Source organism: Halomonas denitrificans, from assembly GCF_003056305.1.
In the GTDB taxonomy this organism is placed as follows: Bacteria; Pseudomonadota; Gammaproteobacteria; order Pseudomonadales; family Halomonadaceae; genus Halomonas; species Halomonas denitrificans.
The window spans coordinates 429768-451852 of the sequence record NZ_PYVX01000003.1; the positions used below are offsets into that span (position 1 = coordinate 429768).

The window sequence follows — 22085 nt, forward strand, 5'->3', positions numbered from 1 at the left end:
CCCGCGTTTCTCTCGATACCGATTTCCCCCGACACCGCTCTGGAGACCCCCCGACATGAGCACATCCGCCAAGGCCGTCAAGACCTCCAACGAGGTGCCCCTGCAGGCGCCGTCCCGCGATATCTGGGACGCCAAGTATCGCCTCAAGGACCGTCACGGCCACCCCGTGGACAAGGACGTCCATGCCACCTGGGAGCGCGTCGCCAAGGCCCTGTCGGCAGTGGAGGGTGACCAGGCCGAGGCGTGGCTGCCGAAGTTTCGCTGGGCGCTGGAGAACGGGGCCATCCCGGCCGGGCGGATCATGTCCAACGCCGGCGCCGAGGCCTACAAGCCGGCGGTGAGCCTGATCAACTGCACGGTGTCGCGCACCATCCGCGACTCCATGCACGACATCCTCGACTCGGTGGTGGATGCCGGCATGACCCTCAAGGCGGGCTGCGGCATCGGCTACGAGTTCTCGACCCTGCGCCACAAGAACGCCTTCGTGTTCGGCGCCGGCGCCGGCACCAACGGCCCGCTGGCGTTCATGGATATCTACGACAAGATGTGCTTCACGGTGGCCTCGGCGGGCGGGCGCCGCGGCGCCCAGATGGGCACCTTCGACGTCGGCCACCCCGACGTGAAGAGCTTCATCGAGGCCAAGCGCGAGGCGGGCCGGCTGCGCCAGTTCAACCTCTCGCTGCTGATCACCGACGAGTTCATGGAAGCGGTCAAGAACGACACCGACTGGCCGCTGGCCTTCCCGCTCCACCCGGGGGAGAAGGACGACGTCGAGCAGAGCGAGCTGATCTACCGCGACTGGCCGGTGATCGAGGAGGGCTACACCCTCGACGACGAGGGGCGCGTGGCCTGCCGCATCGTCGAGGTGATCCGCGCCCGCGAGCTGTGGGACACCATCATGGCCTCGACCTACGACTTCGCCGAGCCGGGCTTCATCCTGATCGACCAGGTCAACCGCATGAACAACAACTGGTTCTGCGAGGAGATCCGGGCGACCAACCCCTGCGGCGAGCAGCCGCTGCCCCCGGAGGGCGCCTGCCTGCTCGGCTCGGTGAACCTGACCCGCTTCGTCATCGATCCCTTCGGCAAGAAGCCGCGCTTCGACTGGGAGCGCTACCGCCAGGTGGTGGCGATCTTCACCCGCATGCTCGACAACGTGGTGGAGATCAGCGGCCTGCCGCTGCCGGGCCAGCGCCGCGAGATCGAGGCAAAGCGCCGCCATGGCATGGGGTTCCTGGGCCTGGGCTCGACCCTGACCATGCTCAAGATCCCCTACGGCTCGCCGGAGTCGCTGGCCTTCACCGAGGAGGTGAGTCGCAACCTGGCCCTCGAGGGCTGGAAGCAGGCGCTGGAGCTCGCCCGCGAGAAGGGCGCGGCGCCGGCGCTCACCGAGGACTACGAGATCACCCCGCGGATGATGCGCCAGCGCCCCGAGCTCAAGCGCGACGGCTACGAGGTGGGCGACAAGGTGCCGGGCCGCATCCTCCACGCGCGCTACAGCCGCTACATGCAGAAGGTCGCCGAGGTGGAGCCGGAGCTGGTGGCGCAGCTCGCCGAACATGGCGCGCGCTTCACCCACCACAGCTCGATCGCCCCCACCGGCACCATCTCGCTGTCGCTGGGTAACAACGCCTCCAACGGCATCGAGCCGTCGTTCTCGCACCGCTACTTCCGCAACGTCATCCAGTCGGGCAAGAAGACCAAGGAGCAGGTCGAGGTGGTCTCCTTCGAACTGGCCGCCTACCGCCACTTCATCGCCGCCGAGGCGGTGGAGAGCGACCTGCCCGACTACTTCATCACCGCCGACGCAGTGAGCCCGAAGCAGCACGTGGCGGTGCAGGCGGCGGCCCAGGGGTGGGTCGACTCGGCGATCTCCAAGACGGTCAACGTGCCCACCGAGTTCGCCTTCGAGGACTTCAAGGACCTCTACCTCGACGCCTACGCCAGCAAGCTCAAGGGCTGCACCACCTTCCGCTTCAATCCCGAGGCCTTCCAGGGCGTGCTGGTGCGCGAGGACGACCTCAAGAACACCACCTACGTCTTCGAGCTGGAGAACGGCGAGACCGTCGAGCTCGCCGGTGACGAGAAGGTCATCTACGACGGCGAGGAGCACAACGCGGCGAACCTCTATGACGCGCTGAAGGAAGGCACCTATGGCAAGTGGTAAGCCAGTGTTCTCGCGCTTGCCCTCGCAGGCTTGTCCCCGTCTAAGCCCCGGGCGATGGATGCCCAGTGCCACCCAACAACTTTCCGGAGGAGCCTCCTGATGGCCGTCGAGATCAATTCCAAGATCGTGTCCTACAGCGTCAAGAAGGCGGTGGAAGAGCCGCCGCTGGCCGAAGAGAACCCGCTCACGGTGCGCATCCCCTCGCGCCCCGAGGGCACCCTGGAGGCCGTGTCGGAGAAGATCTCCTACGTCGGCGCCGAGGGGCGCAAGAAGGTCTACCTGCTGGTGTCGTTCATGCCGGTGGAGGGCGTGGTCAACGGCAAGCGGGTGGTGATCGAGCGCCCGGTGGAGTTCTTCTTCCCCTCCGGCCAGCTCTCCAGCGAACACCAGTGGATCACCGCGACCATGCGCAGCCTGTCGCTGGCCGCCCGGGGCGGCTACGTCACCCAGGCGGTGGCCGACCTGCGCAAGGTGGCCTGGGACAAGGGCCTGGTGCGCTGCGGCATGAACCGCTGGGGCAAGCCGGTATTCCACGACTCCGAGGTCGCGGCCATCGCCTGGTCGATCCAGCAGATCCTCTACCGGCGCGGCTTCCTCGACCAGGACGGCAACCAGGTGCCGGTGGAGGAGCTGGTCAGCCGCTACGCCCAGCGCCTGGCGAGCGGCCACCCCTGGCATCCGCCCACCCCGGAGGAGCTCGAGCAGGCCGAGCGCCAGGCGCAGGAGCAGAGCGGCGGCCCCGCCGTGGTCGGCCACTGCCCCGAGTGCAACGGCGAGCTGATCATGATGGACGGCTGCCCCACCTGCTACTCTGGCTGCGGCTGGTCCAAGTGTGGATAAGCGGGGCCGCGACAGGCCCTGTGGATAACCCAGGCCGGCGGCGCTGAACGCCCGTGCTGGCCAGACGCCCCGGGACGCTGCGCGTCCCGGGGCGTTTCCGTTTCGCGGGTGGCCGTGTCGCGAGCGACCCGGCCCGACGGCCTCAGCCGCGCAGGACCAGGGTCTCGAAGCGCGGCGCGAGTCGCTCGACCAGCGCCCCGAGATCGGCCCGGGTGAGGCCGCCCGGCACCGGCGCGGCGTAGCGCGGGTCGAGGCACTGGTCATGGCGGGCGAGCTGCAGGGTGTAGTGGCGCACGCCCCGCTCGGCCAGCGTCAGCGCCAGGCGCTCCGCGTCGGCCAGGGTGAAGTCGCGCCCGTGCAGCGTGGTGCGACACTCGAAGGCGACATCGCTCTCGAGCATCACCTCGAGGCTCCGGGCCAGCCGCGGGGCGATGCCGGGACGCCCGACGATCGCCTCGACCCGGGACGCCTCGCCCTTCACGTCCAGCCCCACCCAGTCCAGGGCCGGCAGCAGCGCGGCCAGCCGCGCCGGGTAGGCCCCCGACGTGTGCAGCCCCACGGCGAAGCCCAGCGCCCGGGCCTCGTCCACCGCCGCCGGCAGGTCGCGGTGCATGACGGGCTCGCCACCGCTGAACACCACCCCCTCCAGCAGCCCCCGTCGCGCCTCGAGGAAGTCGCGCACCGCGGCCCACTCCGCGGCCTCGCCGCGTCGCGAGGCGAGCATCTGCGGGTTGTGGCAGTAGCCGCAGGCGAGCGGGCAGCCCTGCAGGAAGACCACGGCGGCCAGGCGCTCGGGCAGGTCCAGGGTGGTCAGCCGGGTCAGTCCGGCGACCGGCAGGCGAATCTCGCGGGGGGCATCCATGGCGGGGCTCGGGTCTGGCGAGGGGGAGAGGAGTGCCGCCGGGGAGCGCCCGGCGGCTCGGGATCAGCGCGCGGCGGCGCGCTCGCTGAAGGGGGTGCGCTCGCGGTGCTCGCTGCGCTTGCCGAGGTTGAACTGGCTGACCGGGCGGTGATAGCCCATCACCCGGGTCCAGACCTCGCAGGGCTGGCGGCGGTCGGTGGGCAGGGCATCGCGGTGGGTCTGGATCGTGCTCATAAGAATCTCCTAACTTTTTTCTGGGCTCCTTTCACCCTCCAGCAGAGAGCTGGACTTTGCCGGCGTTAAGCCTCGGCGAGGGCGCTGTGGACTCATCCCTGGGCGCTACCTTTGCCATCCATGGCAAAGGACCCTCGCTTCGCCTTGCCCCCGGCGCCCAGCATCACTGGAAGTCTGAAAATGAGAGCTCTCAGTGGGTCTCGGCGCCGGCCACGGCGGCCTGCGCCTGCTGCTCTGCCAGCAGGGCGTCGTCGCACCTCGGGCAGAATTCATGCTCGCCGGCCAGGTAGCCGTGCACCGGGCAGATCGAGAAGGTCGGGGTGATGGTCAGGTAGGGCAGCCGGAAGCGCGACAGCGCGGTGCGCACCAGCTGCCGGCAGGCGCGCGCCGAGGAGAGCCGCTCGCGCATGTAGAGATGCAGCACGGTGCCTCCGGTGTAGCGGGTCTGCAGCGGGTCCTGGTGGAGCAGCGCCTCGAAGGGGTCGTCGGTGTGGCCCACCGGCAACTGACTGGAGTTGGTGTAGTAGGGCGCTTCCGGAGTGCCGGCCTGGAGGATCGCCGGGTAGCGCTTCAGGTCCTCCCGGGCGAAGCGATGGGTGGTGCCCTCGGCCGGCGTGGCCTCGAGGTTGTAGAGGTGCCCGGTCTGCTCCTGGAAGTCGCGCATCCGCTCGCGCACCCGGTCGAGCAGCTCGAGCGCCAGCGCCTGGCCCTCGGGGTCGGCGATGTCGTGGGTGTCCTCGCTGAAGTTGCGCACCATCTCGTTGAGGCCGTTCACCCCCAGGGTGGAGAAGTGGTTGCGCAGGGTGCCCAGGTAGCGCTGGCTGTAGGGGTAGAGGCCGGCGTCCATCCACTGCTGGATGCACGTGCGCTTGATCTCCAGGCTGTCGCGGCCCAGCGCCAGCAGGCGGTCGAGCTCCTCGAAGAGCCCGAGGCGATCGCCGGCGAAGCGGTGGCCGAGCCGCGCGCAGTTGATCGTCACCACCCCCAGCGAGCCGGTCTGCTCGGCGCTGCCGAACAGGCCGTTGCCGCGCTTGAGCAGCTCGCCGAGGTCGAGCTGCAGCCGGCAGCACATGGAGCGCACCATGTGCGGCTCGAGGTCGGAGTTGAGGAAGTTCTGGAAGTAGGGCAGCCCGTACCTGGCGGTGAGCGCGAAGAGGCGCTCGGCGTTGTCGCTCTCCCAGTCGAAGTCGGGGGTGATGTTGTAGGTGGGGATGGGGAAGGTGAAGACCCGTCCCTGACGGTCGCCTTCCGCCATCACCTCCAGGTAGGCGCGGTTGAGCAGGTCCATCTCGGCCTGCAGCTCGCCGTAGGTGAAGGACTGCTCCTCGCCGCCGACAATCGGCACCTGGTCGCGCAGGTCCGCCGGGCAGGTCCAGTCGAAGGTCAGGTTGGTGAAGGGCGTCTGGCTGCCCCAGCGGGAGGGCACGTTGAGGTTGTAGATGAACTCCTGGAGCGCCTGGCGTACCGCCGGGTAGTCCAGGCCGTCCCGTCGCACGTAGGGCGCCAGGTAGGTATCGAAGGAGCTGAAGGCCTGGGCGCCGGCCCACTCGTTCTGCAGGGTGCCGAGGAAGTTGACCATCTGCCCAAGGGCGCTGGTGAGGTGGCGCGGCGGGGCGCTCTCGGCCCGGCCGGGCACGCCGTTGAAGCCCTCGATGAGCAGGGTGCGCAGCGACCAGCCGGCGCAGTAGCCGGTGAGCATGTCCAGGTCGTGGATGTGCAGGTCGCCCTCGCGATGGGCCCGGCCGACCGCCTCGGGATAGATCTCGTCGAGCCAGTAGTTGGCGATCAGCTTGCCGGAGACGTTGAGGATCAGGCCGCCCAGGGAGTAGCCCTGGTTGGCGTTGGCATGGACGCGCCAGTCGGCGCGCTGCAGGTATTCGTCGACGGTGCTGGCGACATCGACGCGCGCCCTGTCGCGACGGGGTGAGGTCGCGGGTTTGTCTATATGTGCCATTAACCTCTTTCCAAAACACTATATATGGTGTTTGAAGGCTAATCGCTCGCGCCGGTGAGGGACATGATCCAGGTCAGCAAAGCGGCGCTCGGGGGCGCGTGGCGGGAAGGCGCCGACGGGCAGGGGGAGGCGCCGCCGGTCACGGAACCGTCGGGACGCCGCTCAGGCGGGGGAGGGCGTCAGGGGCGCAGCTCGAGGCGCGCGAAGTGGGGGGCGAGCCGGCGCACCAGCGCCGCCAGGGCCTCCCGGGAGGGGGCGCCGGCCACCGGCCGGCAGTAGTCGGGGTCGCGGCAGCGCTCGAGGCGCGCCGGTTGCAGGGCGTAGTGGCGCACGCCGCAGTCGGCGAGGGTCATCGCCAGGCGCTCCAGGTCGTCCAGGGTGAAGTCCCGCCAGTGCACCGTGGTGCGACACTCGAAGGGCGTGGTGCCCTCGAGCAGCAGCGAGAGGCTGCGGACCAGCGGCTGCCAGATGCCGCGGCGCCCGCAGATCCGGTCAAGGTCGCGCCCGCGCCCCTTGACGTCCAGAGCCACCCAATCGAGACGCGGCAGCAGCTCGGCCAGGCGCGCCGGATAGGGGCCGGCGGTGTGCAGCCCCACGGCCAGGCCCAGGGCGCGGCAGGCGTCGGCGGCGGCCGGCAGGTCGGCGTGCAGGGTGGGCTCCCCGCCGCTGAACACCACCGCGTCGAGCTCGCCGACACGCGCGGCGATCAGCGCCTCGATGGCCGGCCATTCGCCGGCCGCCGGGCGGCGTGCCGATCCCATGCGGCTCGCCGTCTCGCAGTAGCCGCAGGCCAGCGGACAGCCCTGGAGATAGACCACCGCCGCACGACGCCCGGGGAAGGCGTGGTCGTCGCGGGCCTCGAAGCCGGCGACGGGCAGGCGAATCGGGTGGGCGAGCGCATCCTGTAGCAGGATCATGACACGCTTACCCCGGGCTGGCAGTCTGGCTGTGGTCCATGCCGGGGCGGCCGAACCAGTAGCCGTCGCACACCTCGGCCTCCACCAGCGCCAGCGGGTCGCGGGCGGGCAGCGCGCCGCGCCGGGCCGCGTCGTAGGCCGCGACCACCTCGGCCATGCCCTCGGCGCGGGGGCTCAGCCGCGCGCTCGCCACGCCCATCTCGGCCATGGTCGGCAGCTCGTGGCAGAGGTCCTGGCAGGCACCGGAGAGGGTCTGGATGCCGTTCAGCGTGAACACCTCCCGGGACTCCTGGGAGCGCAGGGCGAGGCCCTCGGGGTACTGCTGGCAGACGAACTGGCAGCGATCCTTGGGCTTCTGGTGGCGCCGCGCGGTGAAGCAGCGTGACGACCAGGCGAGCGGCAGGTGGCCGTAGGCGAAGACCTCGCAGGGCGCGTCGAGCCCCTGCGCGCGGCAGTCGGCCAGCAGCCGGGTCAGGTCGTCCCGGGACATCTCCACCGGCGCCTGCCAGCCCTGCATGCCGGCCCGGGCCAGCACGGCCAGCGAGGCCGGGTTGTAGAGGTTGAGCGCGGCCCCGGCGACGAAGGGCAGGCCGGCGGCGACCAGGCGCTGCACCGCGCTCTGGTCGTTGGCCTCGACCGTGAACTCGCCGTTGTCACAGAGCCTGCGCAGGTCGCGCAGGTCGGCCTCGGACTCGATCAGGGTCTGGCTCGCCAGCACCACCCGCTTGCCGCTCTGGGCGAGCTCGCGGCCGATCCCCAGCCAGTCGTCGAGCTTCATGTCGCGGCGCCGCGAGCAGACCGACTCGCCCAGGGTGACGGTCTCGACGGGCCAGTCGGCGGCGGCGCTGTAGAAGGCGGCGTAGTCCTCGCGGGTCCAGTAGAAGAGCACCGGGCCCAGGCCCAGTTCCAGGGTCGTGGCGGTCATGAAGCCTCCTATTTCCAGCGCCGCTCGTAGGCGCCCAGGGTGGTGGTGGCGCCCTCGGAGAGCTCGCCGAGGCCGGCCATCCAGGCGGGCTCGGCGTGGAAGTGGCCGGGGGCGCGCGCGACGCGGTCCAGGGCCTGGCGCCAGATGCCGGCAACCTTCGAGACGTAGGCGGGACTGCGCTGGCGGCCCTCGATCTTCACCGCGCTGATGCCGAGCTCCTGAAGCTCCGGGAGCAGCTCCAGGGTGTTGAGGCTGGTCGGCTCCTCGATGGCGTGGTAGGTCTCGCCGTCGACCGCGAAGCGCCCCTTGCACAGAGTCGGGTAGCCGGCCCGCTCGCCTTCGGCGTAGCGGTCGATCAGCACGCCGTTCAAGCGCGACTCCAGCCCCCGGGGGGTCTCCTCCCAGCGCACGTGGGCCGCCGGCGAGCAGACGCCGCGGGTGTTGGGCGACTCGCCGGTGAGGTAGGACGAGAGGTAGCAGCGCCCCTCGGCCATGATGCAGAGGCTGCCGAAGGCGAACACCTCGAGCTCCACCGGGCTCTGCTTCGCCAGGTCGCGGACCTGGGTGATCGAGAGCACCCGGGGCAGCACCGCGCGCTTGATGCCGAACTGCTCGTGGTAGAAGCGCAGCGCCTCGTGGCTGGTCGCCGAACCTTGCACCGAGAGGTGGCGGTCGAGGTTCGGGTGGCGGCGGGCGGCGTAGTCGAGCAGCCCCATGTCGGCCAGGATCAGGGCGTCGACCCCGAGCTCGGCGGCCTGGTCCACGGCGCGGGTCCACATCGCCCAGCCGTCCGGCTGGGGGTAGGTGTTGATGGCGCAGAAGACCCGCTTGCCGCGGGCATGGGCGTAGTCGATGCCCTCACCGGCGCGCTTGTCGGTGAAGTTGAGGCCGGCGAACTGGCGCGCGTTGGTGGTGTTCTGGAAGCCGAAGTAGACGGCATCGGCCCCCTCGTTCACGGCTCGCTTCAGGGCGGGCAGGTTGCCGGCGGGGCAGACGAGCTCCATGGCGCGACTCCTCTCGATGAAAACCCGACCATGCTAGTCGACCACCCCGGCCCCGCCCTTGACGGGCGTCATGCCCGGCGGGCATTCGCCCCCGGCGTGATCCAGGTCATGTCCCGGCCATGGCGCCGTCGCCGGGCTGGCCTAGGCTAGGATCAGGCTCGTTCACCGTGCGGGGTGGCCATGGATATCGAACGCCTCTTCGATGAGAGCTACGTGCGGGTGCTCGACCGCGAGGTCGAGGGGCGGGCGTTCTTCGCGGCCTTCTACGACCGCTTCCTCGCCGCCTCGCCCGAGGTCGCCGAGAAGTTTCGCCATACCGACATGGCGCGCCAGCAGGCGATGCTCAAGAAGGCCTTCTACCACCTGCTGGCCTTCTACGCCTCGAGCCACGCCGACTACTACCTCCAGCAGGTGGCGATCAGCCACGACCGCGCCCACCGGGATATCTCCCCGGCGCTCTACGACCTCTGGCTCGAGAGCCTGATCGACACGGTTCGCGACTTCGACGAGCAGTTCGATGACGACGTCGAGCTGGCCTGGCGGCTGGTGATGACGCCGGGCATCGTCTTCATGACGTTCCATTACGACCGGGGTGGCGGTCACCACGGCGGATCCCCGAGGCCTTGAGGGGCCGCCCGCCTGTGAAGCCCTGGTCGGCGATCTGCCGGTAAAGCAGCAGGACGCCGGGGCTGCCTTCGGCAGGGCGCGAGAGCGGGAGGTGGGGCGACATCTCGTCCAGCTTCGCGGCAGGAATGCAGCGCTCGATGAACGGATGGAGGTGGCGGTTCTCGCCATGCAGGTGACGGTTGCAGGGCGGCATGGTCCGCGCAGAAGGGCAATCAGCAGCGGAGGGCAGTCATGATCAAGGTCAGGCTATATCGCTACCATCCCGAGGAGGATGACCGGCCGCGACTCGAGACGCTGGAGGTGGAGGAGCGTTTCCGCAAGATGATGGTGCTGGATGTACTCGAGCACCTGAAGCAGCGCGATGCCACTCTGGCCTATCGGCGCTCCTGCCGGGAAGGGGTCTGCGGCTCCGATGGCATGAACATCAATGGCAAGAATGGCCTGGCCTGCATCACGCCGGTAGAGGAAGTGCTGGACCGAGGCGGCACCCTGACCCTGCGGCCGCTGCCGGGCATGCCGGTGATCCGAGACCTGGTGGTCGATCAGACGCTGTTCTTTCGCCAGTTCGAGAAGATCCGACCCTGGCTGATAAGCGACGCCCCGCCCACCGCCCGCGAGCGGCTGCAGAGCCCCGGCGAGCGCGAGAAGCTCGACGGCCTCTACGAGTGCATCCTCTGTGCCTGCTGCAGCTCGGCCTGCCCCTCCTGGTGGTGGAACCCGGATAAGTACATCGGACCGGCGGGCCTGATCCAGGCCTATCGCTTCCTGATCGATAGCCGCGATACCGCGACGGACGAGCGGCTGGCCGAGCTCGACGATCCCTTCAGCGTCTTTCGCTGTCGGCAGATCGCCAATTGCACCTGGGTGTGTCCCAAAGGACTCAATCCGATGCACGCCATCGGCCATATCAAGAGCATGCTGTTGACGCAAGGCACGTGAACCTCCGAAGCGCGATCGTGCGGTTACAGGAGATCGGCTGACAGAAGAGGACATGGTGACCCTCGACGATCCTGGAGGAATCCAGGCAAAGAGGCGTCCTCGAAGAGGGCGCGACACCGGTAGAGTGAGGCGTATCGCGATGAACACGCGCACCGCAGTGAGTAGACCGATCGGAGTGGCCACCTCGTGGGGCCACCCACGGCGATGCCTGCGAGCTATCGCAGTTGCCGTGATGCTGGGCACCGTGACGGCGGCTAGCGTCGCTGGCGCCGCGGAGCCGGTGGGCCCTGAACTGACCGAGAAGCTGCGCGGGCTGCTGGTCAAGGAGATGGTCGAGATCGAGGCGGCGATGCAGGAGACCTATAGCGCCATTATCCAGGGCAGGCATGACGTGGTGGCCCGCCATGGCCAGGCTATCCACGACAGTTTCATCCTTGAACAGTCCCTTACCCAGCAGGATCGCCGGGACCTGAAGGAGGCGGTGCCGGCGGAGTTCCTGCAGCTGGACGCGCGGTTACATCAGCTGTCGGCGTCCCTGGCCGAGGCGGGTAGAGAGCAGAACACCCCGCAGCAGGCGGAGGTCTTCCATCACATGACCCAGGCCTGCGTGGCCTGTCACAGCCGCTACGTGACGGATCGTTTCGAGGGGCTGAAGGCGCAGTCCGTGCCCGAGAGTTGGGGTGTCGAGACGCCATAACGCGAGGGCGTGCGCCGATCCGCGGCGACGGTGAGGCCGATCGGATCGTGCTGGCCCGCTCACCGCGACGCCCCGGCCATGCCGGGGCGTCGCGGTGTCAGAGCGTGTTCCTGGGCCGTGCTCTGGTGCCAGCCTCAGGCGGCGTCGAGGGGGCGCGAGGGGCCGAAGTGCTCGTAGTGGCGGCGCTCGTCGGGCACGCCGAGCGCGGCCAGCGCCCGGTCCACGGCGGTCATGAAGCCCTGGGGGCCGACGAAGTAGCAGCGGGCGCCCTCGGGCAGCAGGCGCGCCAGCAGCTCGCGGTCGATGCGCCCGATATGGTCGGCCTCGGCGCCGCGCTCATGAACGGACACCGTGCGCAGCTGCTCGGGATGTTCCGCGGCGAGCGCCGCGACCTCGTCGCGGAAGGCGTGGTGCTCGGCGTCCAGGGCGGCGTGCAGGTAGATCACCCGGCGCCCCGCGGCCAGGGCGTGGCGCGCCATCGGCAGCAGCGGGGTCTGGCCAACGCCGCCGGAGGCCAGCAGCAGCGGCTCGTCATCGCCCTGCAGGGTCAGCTCGCCGGCGGGCGGCAGCAGCTCCAGGGTATCGCCGATGCTCATCGCGTCATGGAAGTGTCGGCTCGCCCGGCCCTCGGGCTCGCGCTTGATCGAGATCCGATAGGAGCGGCCGTTGGGCACGTCCGAGAGGCTGTAGTGGCGATAGACCGGTTCTCCGTCGAGGGTCAGCCGCACGCCGATGAACTGGCCCGGCGTGTGATCGGCCACCGGTCCGCCGTCCTCGGGCTCCAGCACGAAGGAGCGGATCACCGCGCTCTCGCGGCGGATGTCGGCGATGCGAAAACGCCGCGTGCCGCGCCAGCCGCCGGGGCGCGCCTCGAACTCACGATAGCGCCGGTCCTCCAGCTCGATGAGCAGGCCGGCGAGCTCCTCGTAGAGGGCGCTCCAGGCCGCGGCGACCGCCGGCGTCACCGCCTCGCCCAGCACCTCGCCGATGGCGGCCATCAGGCACTCGCCGACGATGGGGTACTGGTCGGGCTGGATGCCGAGGGCGACGTGCTTGCCGACGATGGTGCCCATCGCGCCCCTCGCCTGCTGAGGATCCTGGCGCAGCTGCACGTAGGCCAGCACCGCCCCGGCCAGCGCCCGGGGCTGGCCGCCGTCGCGCTGGTGGGTCTCGTTGAACAGCGGTTTCACCTCGGGGTAGCGCGAGAACATCAGCGGATAGAAGCGCTGGGTGATGGCGTCGAGATGCTCGGCCACCACGGGGGCGGTGGCGGCGATCAGGCGTTCCTGGTCTGGCGTCAGCATGACAGGGCTCCGGTCAGGGGGATGTTTTAAGAGGTATGTAAAATACATCTTAAAGCTCGCCGCCGACACCCCGCGGAGCTGACGCAAAATGTCGCAGGGCGGGCGGCAAAGTCCGCCGCCCGCCCCGGGGCGTGCCTAGAGCCCGATGCGGTGGGCCCGGTCGGTGAAGAAGATGCCGCTGGGGGACTCGCTCTCGAGGGTCGCCAGCACTTCGAAGGTGCGGGTGTCGTAGACGGTGATCCGGTCGCTGTCCCGGGCCGAGACCCAGGCGTGCTCACCCTTCGGGGTGAACTCCATGTGCAGCACCGCCTCGCCCGGGGAGAGGGTGCGCACGACCCGGCGCGTCTCGGTATCGATCACCTGTACCGCGTCGTTGTCGGGGTGGGCGAAGTTGACCCACACCTGGCGCTCGTCGGGGCGGCTCATCACGAAGATCGGCTGGCCATGGACGGGGATGCGCTCCTTGAGCGACCAGTCGTCGGCGTCGGCGACCAGCACCTCGTGGCGGCCCACCGCGGGCAGCCAGGCCTCGTCGCCGGCCACCGCCCAGCCCTCCAGGTGCGGCATCTTGTAGACCGGCAGGCGCGCCTCGCCGCGACCGTAGTCGGGCAGGATGCGCGTGACGCCCTTCTCGAGGTGCCACAGGTCCAAGAGCGCCAGGCCGTCCTCGCCGAACAGCCCGGCGATGTAGTAGCGCCCGTTGGGGCCGATCAGGGCGTCGTAGGGCGCCTCGCCGATCTCGGCAAAGCGCGTCACCTCGGGCGCCTCGCCGCTCATGTCGACCACCCGGATCTCGCCCGCCTCGAACAGGCTGTAGACGAAGCGGTTGCCCGGCGCGTCCACCAGGCCGACCACCTTGGAGCGCTGCACCGCGCCGTGCTCGTCGCGGTAGGTCGCCGGGATCTCCGCCACCTCCTCGAGGGTCCGGCTGTCGAAGATCTTCACGCCGCCCGGTTCGTAGTTGGCCACCGCCACCAGCGCGCCGTCCTGGGAGATGGCGCCGCCGATGCTGTTGCCGGACTGCATCACCCGGTGGGTGATCTCGCCGCTGAGCAGGTCGACCCGGCTGAGGCCGCCGTCGCGGCCGAAGACGAAGGCGTAGCGGGCGTCGCGGGAGAACTTCACCGAGGCGTGGGAGAGATCCCCGAGCCCCTCCACGCGTCGGAGGATGCGCCGCTCGCTGGTGTCCACCACCGCCAGGCTGCCGGTGGCGCGCTCGACCACCACGCCGAGATCGCCGGTGCCGCGGGGCTCGACCGGCGGGGTGGCCTGGCAGCCGGCCAGCAGGGCGGCCAGGCCGATCGCGAACAGGGGCTTGCGCAGGGCAGGGGGCATCATGGCGATTCCTTGTTGAGTCGAGTGCCGAGTCGAGGACCGGGGCGAGGCGCGGTCACTCATCCAGGGGGGTGTCGTGCTGCAGATGGTCGGCGAGCCAGCGGGCCTCCTGCTCGCTGAGCAGTCCCGCCCAGCTGGGCATGGCGGTGCCGGGCACGCCGTGGAGGATCAGCGCGGCCAGGCCGTCGCGGTCAAAGGCGTTCATGCGCGAGCGCGGCAGGGGCGGGCCCAGCCCGCCGCGCAGGGTCATGCCGTGGCAGGAGCCGCAGTCCTGGTAGAGCAGCGTCTCGAGTTCCTGTTCTCGCTCGGCGGAGAGCGAGCCGTCGGCGAGCGCCGCGAGCGGCAGCCAGCAGAGGGCCAGCAGCAGGCGATGGAAGGCGGACAGGGACATGGCATCTCCTCGGGCAGGGTTCCATTCAGCGGCGCCTTCAGTCTCGCGGCGCTCGGGGCGTCGCGCCATGACCGCGGTCAAGGCGGCGCCTCACCGCTCCCATCAAGCACGATGCGCGACGGCTCGCAACGCCCCTTTGGAGGTAGGGGCCGACGGCCGTTGACGCAGGTCAATGCCGGCGGGAAAAGTGCGGCGGATATCGCTAAAGATGCATGAATTATGCGCGTTCATGGACCACTCTTCAGGGCCAGGAGGGTCATCGACCATGCGTGCGCGTCGGATGGCCGTCCGTCGAACAACAACAGCGGCATGGCCTGGCGGCAGCGCATCCGAGGATCATGACAGAGGTGGAACGATGATGAAGAAACACTGGTATCTCAAGCCCCTGGCGGTGGCGGTGACGACCGTCGCCATGGGCATCACGGCGGCCCAGGCCCAGGAGGGCCACAAGGATGTCGACGGGTCCAAGAGTGCCTATCAGGGCACGTCCTCCACCGTGGATCCGGGCTCCGCCAAGGTCGTGCGCACGCCCGGCGCACCGGACCTGACCGAGACCGAGTTCGAGCAGGCCAAGGAGATCTATTTCCAGCGCTGCGCGGGCTGTCACGGCGTGCTGCGCAAGGGGGCCACCGGCAAGCCGCTGACCACCGACATCACCCAGGAGCGCGGCCTGGACTACCTGAAGACGTTCATCACCTACGGCTCGCCGGCCGGCATGCCCAACTGGGGCACCTCGGGGGATCTCACCGAGGACGAGGTCGAGATGATGGCCAAGTACATCATGCACGAGCCGCCGGTGCCGCCGGAGTTCGGCATGCCCGAGATGCGCGAGACCTGGGAGGTGAAGGTGGCCCCGGAGGATCGCCCCACCGAGCAGATGAACGACCTGGATCTCGACAACCTCTTCTCGGTCACCCTGCGTGACGCCGGCCAGGTCGCGCTGATCGACGGCGGCAGCAAGGAGATCGTCAGGATCCTCGACACCGGCTACGCGGTGCACATCTCGCGCCTCTCCGCCTCCGGTCGCTATCTGTTCGTAATCGGCCGCGACGCCAAGGTGGACATGATCGACCTGTGGATGGAGGAGCCGTCGATCGTCGCCACCATCAAGGTCGGCATGGAGGCCCGCTCGGTCGAGACTTCCAAGTACGAGGGCTACGAGGACCGGTTCGCCATCGCCGGCGCCTACTGGCCGCCCCAGTACGTGATCATGGACGGCGAGACCCTGGAGCCCAAGAAGATCGTCAGCACCCGCGGGATGACCGTGGACACCCAGGAGTTCCACCCCGAGCCGCGGGTCGCCGCCATCGTGGCCTCCCACCAGCACCCCGAGTTCATCGTCAACATCAAGGAGACCGGCAAGGTCCAGCTGGTCAACTACGAGAACCTCGAGGCGCTCTCCACGGTGGAGATCGAGACCTCGCGCTTCCTGCACGACGGCGGCTGGGACGCCTCGGGCCGCTACTTCCTCACCGCGGCCAACGAGTCCAACCAGATCGTGGTGATCGACGCCCAGGAGCGTGAGCTCGAGGCCATCGTCGACGTCGGCAAGATCCCCCACCCGGGGCGCGGCGCCAACTTCGTCGATCCCGAGTTCGGGCCGGTGTGGGCCACCAGCCACCTGGGCGATGCCACCATCCAGCTGATCGGCACCGACCCCGAGGGGCATCCCGACCACGCCTGGCAGGTGGTGCGCACCCTCGACGGCCAGGGCGGCGGCTCGCTGTTCATCAAGACCCACCCCGAGTCCGACAACCTCTACGTCGACACCGCGCTGAACCCGGGCGAGGCGATCAGCCAGAGCGTGGCGGTCTTCGACATCAACGACCTGGAGGCCGGCTACGAGGTGCTGCCCATCGCCGAGTGGGCCGACGTGGGCGAAGGGCCCAAGCGCGTCGTCCAGCCCGAGTACAACCAGGCCGGCGACGAGGTGTGGTTCTCGGTGTGGAACACCTCCGACAAGACCTCCGCACTGGTGGTCGTGGATGACGAGACCCGCGAGCTGAAGAAGGTGATCAAGGACGAGCGACTGGTCACCCCGACCGGTAAGTTCAACGTCATCAACACCCAGCACGACATCTACTGAGCGGGACACGGCGGCGGGCCCTCAAGGGTCCGCCCGCCTTCCCCTCCCGGAGTGAGCTGTGCCGATGCATTGCCAACCCCCACCTGAACAGGTTCACGACCTCGATGCGCTGGACCGTCGCCTGATCGACAGCTATCAGCGCGGCCTGCCGGTCTGTCCCCGGCCCTTCGCGCGGATTGCCGAGCGCCTCGGCGCCGCCGAGGACGAGGTGATCGCGCGCCTGGAGCGCCTGCAGGCGCGGGGCGTGCTGAGCCGGGTGGGCGCGGTCTTCGACCATGCCCGCGCCGGCGCCAGCCTGCTGGCCGCCGTGGCGGTACCCGAGGCCGAACGCGATGCCTTCGCAGAGCTCATCAACGCCGCCCCCGGCGTCAACCACAACTACGCCCGTGAGACCCAGGGCCGTGCCCCCCTGGCCCAGGACGATCCGGCCGGTGAGCACGACTACAACCTGTGGTTCGTGATGACCGCCCCCGAGGCGCCCGCCCTCGAGGCGCGCCTCGACGCCCTGGAGGCGCGCCTGGGCGTGCCGATCCTGCGCCTGCCGATGCTGGAGAGCTTCCATATCGACCTGGCGTTTCCCATTCCCTGGGCCGAACTGGAGCGCACATGAGATCCGCGACCCCGCTCTCCCCCGAGGCCGCCCGCTCGCCCGACGAGCCGGCGGCCCACCGTCGCCTGCGCGCGCTGCTCGAGCAGGGGCTGCCGCTGACGCCGCGGCCCTGGCAGACCCTGGCCGAGCAGGCCGGCCTCGCCGAGGAGGAGGCGATGGCCTGCGTGCGGCGCTGGCAGGCCGAGGGGCTGATCAAGCGCCTCGGCCTGGTGGTGCGCCACCGCCGCCTGGGCCTCGGGGCCAACGCCATGGTGGTGTGGGACGTGCCGGACGAGCGGGTCGCCCTGGTGGGGCGGCGCCTGGCCCGCGAGACCGCCGTGACGCTCTGCTATCGGCGCCCGCGACGGCTGCCCGACTGGCCCTACAACCTCTTCTGCATGATCCACGGCGCCCGCCGCGAGCGGGTGCTCGAGACGCTCGAGGCGATCGTCGCGCGGCTCGGCCTCGAGGAGATCCCCCATCGAGCGCTGTTCAGCACCCGCGCCTACCGCCAGTGCGGCGCCCGCTATGCCCGGGAGGAGGACGCATGAGCCTGGCCGAGCTGGACGCCGTGGACCGTCACCTGATCAACCGCCTGCAGGAGGGGCTGCCGCTGGTGGCGCGCCCCTATGCGGCGGTCGCCGAGGCGCTGGGCATCAGCGAGGGCGACCTGCTCTACCGGCTGGAGCGCCTGCGCGAGGACGGCGTGCTCAGCCGCTTCGGCCCCATGTACCACGCCGAGCGCCTGGGCGGCGGCCTGACCCTGGCGGCGCTGGCAGTGCCGGAGCCCGACTTCGAGCGGGTCGTCGAGGCGGTCAACGCCTTCCCGGAGGTGGCCCACAACTACCGCCGCGAGCACGCGCTCAACATGTGGTTCGTGCTCGCCACCGAGACCCCGGTGCGTATCACGGAGGTGATCGCGGCCATCGAGGCGGCCACCGGCCTGCCGGTCTACAACATGCCCAAGGAGGAGGAGTTCCATGTCCGTCTCCACCTGCCGGTCTAGCCGGGACGCGGTGCGCGCTCCCGAAGTCCCGGGCCTCGAGGAGCGCGCGCTCGACGCCCACGACCGCGCCATCGTGCTGGCCACCCAGGCCGGGCTGCCGCTGGTGCCCGACCCCTGGGGCGCGGTGGGCCGCGAGGTGGGCCTCGACGGCGAGGAGGTGCTGGCGCGGCTGCGGGCGATGCAGGCGCGCGGGGTGATCCGCAGGGTCGCCGCTGTGCCCAACCACTATCGCCTGGGCTACGTGGCCAACGGCATGACCGTCTGGGACGTCGACGACGCCGAGGTCGAGCGGCTGGGCCGGGAGGTGGCCGCCATCGCAGGGGTCAGCCACTGCTATCGCCGCCCACGCCACCTGCCCCACTGGCCCTACAACCTCTTCGCCATGCTCCACGGGCGCAGCCGGGAGGAGGTCGAGCGCCAGGCCGAGGCGCTGCGCGAGCGCCTCGGCGCGGCCTGCCGCGACCACCGCATCCTCTACAGCTCGCGCATCCTCAAGAAGACCGGGCTGCGCCTTTCGCGCCGCACCCCGTCCGCCTAACGACGGCAGGAGAACGCCATGTTTCGCGTCACCCGCTATATCCAGAGCCTGATGGAACTGGCCCCTCCGGGCCAGGCGCCGCGCGCCGGGGGGCGCAAGCCGCCCGGCCCGGTGGTGATCTGGAACCTGATCCGTCGCTGCAACCTGACCTGCAAGCACTGCTACACCACCTCGGCGGACATCGACTTCGCCGGCGAGCTCTCGACCGCCGAGGCCCACGCCGTGCTCGACGACCTGGCGGCCTTCCAGGTGCCGGCGCTGATCCTCTCCGGCGGCGAGCCGCTGATGCGCCCCGACATCTTCGAGCTCTCCCGCCGCGCGCGCGAGCTCGGCCTCTATACCGGGCTCTCCACCAACGGCACCCTGATCACCGAGGCCAACATCGACGCCATCGCCGACGTCGGCTACGACTACGTGGGCATCAGCATCGACGGCCTGGAGGCGACCCACGACGCCATCCGCCAGCGAAAGGGCGCCTTTCGCGAATCGATGCACGCAGTGAAGCTGTGCAAGGCGCGGGGCATCAAGGTGGGGCTGCGCTTCACCCTGACCCGCGAGAACGTCGAGCAGCTCGACGACATCCTGGCGCTGATCGACGCCCACGACGTCGACAAGTTCTACCTCTCGCACCTCAACTACGGCGGGCGGGGCCGGCGCCACAGCAAGCAGGACGCCTGGTACCGCATGACCCGCGACGCCATGACCCGGCTGTTCGACCACTGCCGCGACGAGCTCGCCCGCGGCATCCACCGCGAGTACGTCACCGGCAACAACGACGCCGACGGCCCCTTCCTGCTGATGTGGGCCCGCGAGCACTTCCCCGAGCGGGCCGAGGCCCTGGAGCGGCAGCTGATCGCCTGGGGCGGCAACGCCTCGGGCGAGCAGATCGCCAACATCGACAACCTGGGTAACGTCCACCCCGACACCTTCTGGTGGGACCACACCCTGGGCAACGTCCGCGAGACGCCCTTCTCCACGATCTGGCGCGACACCCAGGACCCGCTGATGGTCGGCTTTCGCCAGCGGCCGCGGCCGCTCAAGGGGCGCTGCGCCGAGTGCCGCTTCCTGCCGATCTGCAACGGCAACACCCGGGTGCGGGCCTGGAAGGTCACCGGTGACCCCTGGGAGGAGGATCCCGGCTGCTACCTGAGCAACCGCGAGATCGGCGTCGCCGAGGGTGCCGAGCGGCGCGTCGGCGCACCCCATGCGGCCATCCAGGCCATCGAGATCCCGTAAGGCGAGGAGCCCCCCATGCCGTCACATCGCGTTTCCTATGACCTCGCCGAGGCGCCCCTGGCGCCCGGCGAGGTGGCCATCGTCGGCGCCGGCCCGGGCGATCCTGGGCTTCTGACCCTGCGCGCCCTGTCGCTGCTCGAGCAGGCCGACTGCCTGGTCTTCGATCGCCTGGTCTCCAAGGAGGTGCTGGCCCTGGCCAGTCCCCGGGCCCGGCGCTTCTACGTCGGCAAGGCGTCGCGCTGCCACGCCCTGACCCAGGAGGAGACCAACGCCCTGCTGGTGCGCCTGGCCGAGGAGGGTCGGCGGGTGGTGCGGCTCAAGGGCGGCGACCCCTACATCTTCGGGCGCGGTGGCGAGGAGGCCGAGGCGCTGATCGCGCACGGCATCGGCTTCCGGGTGGTGCCGGGCATCACCTCGGCCCAGGGCTGTGCGGCCTTCGGCGGCTTCCCGCTGACCCATCGCGACCACGCCCAGAGCGTCACCTTCGTCACCGGCCACTGCAAGGGCGACGGCGAGCTTGCCCTGGACTGGCGCGCCCTGGCGGTGCCCCACCATACGGCGGTGTTCTACATGGGCCTGGCCAACGCCGGCCTGATCAGCCGCCAGCTGCAGGAGCACGGCCTGCCGGCGAGCCACCCCGTGGCCCTGGTGGAGCGCGGCACCACCCCCGAGCAGCGCCGGGTGATCACCTGCCTGGGCGAGCTGGTCGAGACCATCGACCGCGAGGGGCTGACGCCGCCGACCCTGATCGTGGTGGGCGAGGTGGTGCGCCTGGCCACGACCCTGGCCCAGCCCACCCCGGCCGAGGCCACCTTCATCGAGGGCGAGGCGCTGGAACTGGCGCCCCGGCGGGTGGCGCTCTGATGCCCGCGTGCTCGCTCCCCCGCGGCCTCGCGGCCCTGGCCGGCGCCGCGCTGCTCACGCTCGTCGCGCTGGCCCAGGCCGACGACCCCGAGGCGCTCTACCGCGCTCAGTGCGCGTCCTGCCATGGCGAGGATCGCCTGGGCGGCATCGGCCCGGCGCTGCTGCCGGGCAACCTCTCCAGGCTCTCGCCCGAGGCCGCCGAGACGGTGATCCGCGATGGCCGGGCGGCCAGCCAGATGCCCGGCTTCGGCGAGCGGCTCGACGACGCGGCGATCGCGTCGCTGGCCGAGTGGCTCTACCGCGCGCCCGAGGTGACGCCCACCTGGGGGCGCGACGAGATCCTCGCCAGCCACTCGGTCCCGCACCCGGACGGCTCGCTGCCCGATACGCCGCGCTTCGAGGCCGACCCGCTCAACCTCTTCGTGGTGGTGGAGACCGGCGATCATCACGCCAGCGTGCTCGACGGCGATACCTTCGAGCGGATCCACCGCTTCCCGACCCGCTACGCCCTGCACGGCGGGCCCAAGTACACCCCGGACGGGCGCTACGTCTTCTTCGGCTCCCGGGACGGCTGGATCACCAAGGTCGACCTCTACAACCTCGAGGTGGTCGCCGAGGTGCGCGCCGGCATCAACATGCGCAACATCGCCGTCTCCGCCGACGGCCGCTACGTGATGGCAGCCAACTACCTGCCCCACAGCCTGGTGCTCTTCGATGCCCACAACCTCGACCTGATGAAGGTCTACCCGGTGGTCGGCGAGGAGGGCGAGAGCTCGCGGGTCAGCGCCGTCTACGCCGCGCCGCCCCGGGGCAGCTTCATCGCCGCCCTCAAGGACCTCGAGGAGGTGTGGGAGATCCCCTGGCCGCTGCCCACCGAGCCGGTGGTCGCCACCGGGCACATGACGACCCCCCTCGAACCGACGCGCCGCCACGACACCCCCACCTTCCGGGTACGCCGGATCCCGGTGCCGGACTACCTGGACGACTTCTTCTTCGACCCGGCCTATCGCCACGTGATCGGCGCCGCCCGCGGTGGGCAGGGCGGCATGGTGATCGATCTGGACAGCGGCGAGAAGGTCGCCGACCTGCCCCTGGAGGGCATGCCGCACCTGGGCTCCGGCATCACCTGGGAGCACGAGGGGCGCCGCGTCATGGCCACGCCCCACCTGACCCGGGCGGCGGTGTCGATCATCGACATGACCGACTGGACGGTGATCAAGACCCTCGAGACCGATGGCCCCGGCTTCTTCATGCGCAGCCACGCCAACTCGCCCTACGCCTGGGTGGACGTCTTCTTCGGCCCGAATCGCGACCGGGTGCACGTGATCGACAAGGCGCGCCTCGAGATCGTCGAGACCCTGATCCCCGAACCCGGCAAGACCGCCGCCCACGTGGAGTTCGACCGCGACGGCGAGAAGCTGCTGCTGAGCCTGTGGGAGGAGGAGGGCGCGGTGATCGTCTACGACGCCGAGACCCTCGAGGAGGAGCAGCGCATCCCCATGAGCCGGCCCTCCGGCAAGTACAACGTCTGGAACAAGACGCGCTATGAAGAGGGCACCAGCCACTGAGA

General features: G+C 70.1%; 22 protein-coding genes. 13 read left to right on the forward strand and 9 right to left on the reverse strand.

Features of this window, described 5'->3' with window-relative positions:
- Positions 1-55 precede the first annotated feature (55 nt).
- Complete coding sequence (locus C9F13_RS11380; protein ID WP_108446372.1) at positions 56-2167, forward strand: adenosylcobalamin-dependent ribonucleoside-diphosphate reductase; 2112 nt, start codon at positions 56-58, stop codon at positions 2165-2167.
- A 99-nt stretch (positions 2168-2266) separates the two neighbouring features.
- Positions 2267-3007, forward strand: a complete 741-nt coding sequence (locus tag C9F13_RS11385) for a ribonucleoside-diphosphate reductase (protein WP_108446373.1) — start codon at positions 2267-2269, stop codon at positions 3005-3007.
- A 142-nt stretch (positions 3008-3149) separates the two neighbouring features.
- Here C9F13_RS11385 and C9F13_RS11390 read toward each other — a convergent pair whose 3' ends face one another.
- The 6 genes from C9F13_RS11390 to ubiU all read right to left on the reverse strand — a co-directional run bounded on the left by C9F13_RS11390 (position 3150) and on the right by ubiU (position 8903).
- Positions 3150-3869 carry an anaerobic ribonucleoside-triphosphate reductase activating protein gene (locus C9F13_RS11390; RefSeq protein WP_108446374.1) on the reverse strand — a complete coding sequence of 240 codons (720 nt, stop codon included), beginning with the start codon at positions 3867-3869 and terminating at the stop codon, positions 3150-3152.
- A 63-nt stretch (positions 3870-3932) separates the two neighbouring features.
- Complete coding sequence (gene nrdD, locus C9F13_RS11395) at positions 3933-4103, reverse strand: anaerobic ribonucleoside-triphosphate reductase (protein WP_108446375.1); 171 nt, start codon at positions 4101-4103, stop codon at positions 3933-3935.
- 190 nt (positions 4104-4293) lie between these two features.
- Complete coding sequence (locus C9F13_RS11400) at positions 4294-6057, reverse strand: ribonucleoside triphosphate reductase (RefSeq protein ID WP_108446376.1); 1764 nt, start codon at positions 6055-6057, stop codon at positions 4294-4296.
- Positions 6058-6236: 179 nt separating this feature from the next.
- Positions 6237-6974, reverse strand: coding sequence for an anaerobic ribonucleoside-triphosphate reductase activating protein (locus C9F13_RS11405; RefSeq protein WP_108446377.1), 738 nt, complete (start codon positions 6972-6974; stop codon positions 6237-6239).
- 7 nt (positions 6975-6981) lie between these two features.
- Complete coding sequence (locus tag C9F13_RS11410; protein ID WP_108446378.1) at positions 6982-7899, reverse strand: U32 family peptidase; 918 nt, start codon at positions 7897-7899, stop codon at positions 6982-6984.
- Positions 7900-7907: 8 nt separating this feature from the next.
- Positions 7908-8903, reverse strand: coding sequence for a ubiquinone anaerobic biosynthesis protein UbiU (ubiU, locus tag C9F13_RS11415; RefSeq protein ID WP_108446379.1), 996 nt, complete (start codon positions 8901-8903; stop codon positions 7908-7910).
- Positions 8904-9083: 180 nt separating this feature from the next.
- On the opposite strand from ubiU, the gene C9F13_RS11420 reads away from it, so the two are divergent.
- The 3 genes from C9F13_RS11420 (at position 9084) to C9F13_RS11430 (ending at position 11166) form a co-directional block, all read left to right on the forward strand.
- Positions 9084-9530 (forward strand): globin, encoded by a 447-nt coding sequence (locus C9F13_RS11420; RefSeq protein ID WP_108446380.1) that lies wholly within the window; start codon positions 9084-9086, stop codon positions 9528-9530.
- 234 nt (positions 9531-9764) lie between these two features.
- Positions 9765-10469: a succinate dehydrogenase iron-sulfur subunit gene (locus C9F13_RS11425; protein WP_108446450.1), complete on the forward strand. Its 705-nt coding sequence runs from the start codon at positions 9765-9767 to the stop codon at positions 10467-10469.
- Positions 10470-10701: 232 nt separating this feature from the next.
- Positions 10702-11166, forward strand: a complete 465-nt coding sequence (locus C9F13_RS11430) for a hypothetical protein (RefSeq protein WP_108446381.1) — start codon at positions 10702-10704, stop codon at positions 11164-11166.
- Positions 11167-11300: 134 nt separating this feature from the next.
- On the opposite strand, the gene C9F13_RS11435 is transcribed toward C9F13_RS11430, so the two are convergent.
- The 3 genes from C9F13_RS11435 to C9F13_RS11445 all read right to left on the reverse strand — a co-directional run bounded on the left by C9F13_RS11435 (position 11301) and on the right by C9F13_RS11445 (position 14196).
- Entirely contained in the window at positions 11301-12470 is a 1170-nt protein-coding gene (locus tag C9F13_RS11435) for a globin domain-containing protein (protein WP_108446382.1), read from the reverse strand.
- A 135-nt stretch (positions 12471-12605) separates the two neighbouring features.
- The gene (locus tag C9F13_RS11440) at positions 12606-13808 is read right to left on the reverse strand and encodes a cytochrome D1 domain-containing protein (RefSeq protein ID WP_281261071.1); all 1203 of its coding nucleotides are present in this window, start codon (positions 13806-13808) and stop codon (positions 12606-12608) included.
- 52 nt (positions 13809-13860) lie between these two features.
- The gene (locus C9F13_RS11445) at positions 13861-14196 is read right to left on the reverse strand and encodes a c-type cytochrome (RefSeq protein ID WP_108446384.1); all 336 of its coding nucleotides are present in this window, start codon (positions 14194-14196) and stop codon (positions 13861-13863) included.
- 412 nt (positions 14197-14608) lie between these two features.
- Between C9F13_RS11445 and C9F13_RS11450 the strand changes: the two genes are divergently transcribed.
- The 8 genes from C9F13_RS11450 (at position 14609) to C9F13_RS11485 (ending at position 22083) form a co-directional block, all read left to right on the forward strand.
- A complete protein-coding gene (locus C9F13_RS11450; RefSeq protein WP_211310960.1) occupies positions 14609-16282 on the forward strand; it encodes a cytochrome D1 domain-containing protein in 1674 nt (557 codons plus the stop codon).
- 64 nt (positions 16283-16346) lie between these two features.
- Positions 16347-16892 carry an Lrp/AsnC family transcriptional regulator gene (locus C9F13_RS11455; protein ID WP_108446385.1) on the forward strand — a complete coding sequence of 182 codons (546 nt, stop codon included), beginning with the start codon at positions 16347-16349 and terminating at the stop codon, positions 16890-16892.
- Positions 16889-17422: a siroheme decarboxylase subunit beta gene (ahbB, locus tag C9F13_RS11460; protein ID WP_157955189.1), complete on the forward strand. Its 534-nt coding sequence runs from the start codon at positions 16889-16891 to the stop codon at positions 17420-17422. Before C9F13_RS11455 ends, ahbB (C9F13_RS11460) begins: the two co-directional genes overlap by 4 nt.
- Complete coding sequence (locus C9F13_RS11465; RefSeq protein WP_108446386.1) at positions 17419-17877, forward strand: Lrp/AsnC family transcriptional regulator; 459 nt, start codon at positions 17419-17421, stop codon at positions 17875-17877. The genes ahbB (C9F13_RS11460) and C9F13_RS11465 overlap by 4 nt, the downstream gene beginning before the upstream one ends.
- Positions 17852-18415, forward strand: coding sequence for a siroheme decarboxylase subunit beta (ahbB, locus tag C9F13_RS11470; RefSeq protein WP_157955190.1), 564 nt, complete (start codon positions 17852-17854; stop codon positions 18413-18415). Before C9F13_RS11465 ends, ahbB (C9F13_RS11470) begins: the two co-directional genes overlap by 26 nt.
- Positions 18416-18433: 18 nt before the next feature.
- Entirely contained in the window at positions 18434-19651 is a 1218-nt protein-coding gene (nirJ, locus tag C9F13_RS11475) for a heme d1 biosynthesis radical SAM protein NirJ (RefSeq protein WP_108446387.1), read from the forward strand.
- Between the two features lie 15 nt (positions 19652-19666).
- Positions 19667-20515 carry a uroporphyrinogen-III C-methyltransferase gene (gene cobA / locus C9F13_RS11480; RefSeq protein ID WP_108446388.1) on the forward strand — a complete coding sequence of 283 codons (849 nt, stop codon included), beginning with the start codon at positions 19667-19669 and terminating at the stop codon, positions 20513-20515.
- Positions 20515-22083 carry a nitrite reductase gene (locus C9F13_RS11485; protein WP_108446389.1) on the forward strand — a complete coding sequence of 523 codons (1569 nt, stop codon included), beginning with the start codon at positions 20515-20517 and terminating at the stop codon, positions 22081-22083. The genes cobA and C9F13_RS11485 overlap by 1 nt, the downstream gene beginning before the upstream one ends.
- Positions 22084-22085 lie beyond the last annotated feature (2 nt).